At 42.4% G+C, this 1,523-nt stretch carries 4 protein-coding genes; 3 read left to right on the top strand and 1 reads right to left on the bottom strand.

Going from position 1 to position 1,523, the window contains the following annotated elements:
* Nucleotides 1–63 precede the first annotated feature (63 nt).
* Both UIB65_RS08810 and UIB65_RS08815 read left to right on the top strand, forming a co-directional pair.
* Nucleotides 64–663 (top strand): DUF2975 domain-containing protein, encoded by a 600-nt coding sequence (locus UIB65_RS08810; protein WP_330041006.1) that lies wholly within the window; start codon nucleotides 64–66, stop codon nucleotides 661–663.
* Nucleotides 664–674: 11 nt separating this feature from the next.
* Entirely contained in the window at nucleotides 675–884 is a 210-nt protein-coding gene (locus UIB65_RS08815) for a helix-turn-helix transcriptional regulator (protein ID WP_330041008.1), read from the top strand.
* 193 nt (nucleotides 885–1,077) lie between these two features.
* Here the strand turns inward: UIB65_RS08815 and UIB65_RS08820 are convergent, their stop codons facing one another.
* Nucleotides 1,078–1,212 carry a hypothetical protein gene (locus tag UIB65_RS08820; RefSeq protein WP_330041010.1) on the bottom strand — a complete coding sequence of 45 codons (135 nt, stop codon included), beginning with the start codon at nucleotides 1,210–1,212 and terminating at the stop codon, nucleotides 1,078–1,080.
* Here UIB65_RS08820 and UIB65_RS08825 point away from each other — a divergent pair.
* Nucleotides 1,196–1,523 (top strand): cysteine-rich VLP protein (locus UIB65_RS08825; RefSeq protein ID WP_330041012.1); only part of this gene is annotated, 328 nt, incomplete at its 3' end. The genes UIB65_RS08820 and UIB65_RS08825 overlap by 17 nt on opposite strands.

Here is a 1,523-nt window from a genome sequence, read left to right on the forward strand (position 1 = left end):
ACATTGTGATATTATTCATTTAACGATAATCATTAAATAATTAACGAAACAGGAGGATTCATTATGAACTGCAAGAAGATGATCACCACCGCCAATAATCTGGATACCATTTTCAAAATTGCGGAGGGTTTCATGAAAGCATTTGCCATCGTGTTTGCGATTTTAGTGGTGCTGATGAAGATTTTTAAGGAGAAGCTGGTAATGAGTTCCGTTTCTCTCGATTTGGATTTTGTGAAGCTTCACTTGGCTGGAGAATACGGCATGGTTACCGGTTCAGTTCTGAACCGCATCGATATTATTCTGATCACAGGATGTCTTGGCTGCATTGTAATCCGATATGCACTTGGTGCTTTGCGAAACGTTTTGGCGCCAGTAAAGCTTGGACACCCCTTCGATAAGGAAGTGCCTGCCAGTTTGCGTAAACTCGCATGGATTATCTTGGTTGGCGGTGGACTGATCCAGCTTCTTGGTATAGTTGGGCGAGTTCTGTTGGTAAATTCTTTGGATATGGATGCAATCTTCTCTTCTGCCGCCATTGAGTCGGTGGAGTATGTATTCACTATGGATTTCGGTTTTGTGTTGATGTTCTGCGTAGTCATCTTCCTGTCCCAGATTTTCGAATACGGTCAACAGCTCCAGCAGGAATCCGATGAAACATTGTAAGGAGGGATACGATGCCTATTATATTACGTTTAGACCGAGTAATGGCCGATAGAAAAATGTCCCTCAATGAGCTGTCTGAAAAAGTTGGTGTAGCCAATGTCAACCTGTCAAAATTAAAGAACGGACGAGTGAGTGCGATACGATTCTCTACTTTGGAAGCAATTTGCGATGTTTTAGATTGTCAGCCTGGAGATATTTTAGAGTTTGTAAGAGACGAGTAAAATGTTAACCCTAATCCTAATTTGTCGAATAGAAGCAGGATCTTCGGATCCTGCTTTTTTTATGCCCAAAACAGGGAAATCCTTAAATCCACTTCAAATAGCCTGAGAAATGTGCAAGGCAGAAATTTTTCAAAATATTTTTCAAAAAGGTTCCGCTTTGGGATGCTTATTTCTCCCATAGGTAGAGGGACAGTTACATCTGCTTACAGAACACTTGTTCGATAATTATACCAAACAAGAAATCAAAATGCAATAAAAATTCTGTGAACAGCTGACTGTCTTGACCATCACCTATGAAAGGAGGAAGGCGTATGCCCTTAATTCTCACGCCATCCCAGTATGAGCGGGTACAGAAAATGATGCCCAACTGTTGCAACTGGGACGAAGGAATCTGCCTGCTGTTGGAAATGCCTTGCCCACAGCAGTTATCCCTCACCCGCATCAATTGCAGGTATTTCCGGGAAGCAGTGCTGCCTGCAAACCAAAGGCTCTATCAATCCATCATGAACAACACCTCAGGAGGAACGAAAATGAAAAGACTGAATGACCAACTGATCATCGGTGTTGATCATGGCTATGGCAACATCAAAACAGCAAACCACTGCTTCAAGACCGGCATCCTGGGATATGATTCTGAAC

The sequence above is a fragment of the Methanobrevibacter sp. genome, assembly GCF_036307625.1.
GTDB lineage: Archaea > Methanobacteriota > Methanobacteria > Methanobacteriales > Methanobacteriaceae > Methanocatella.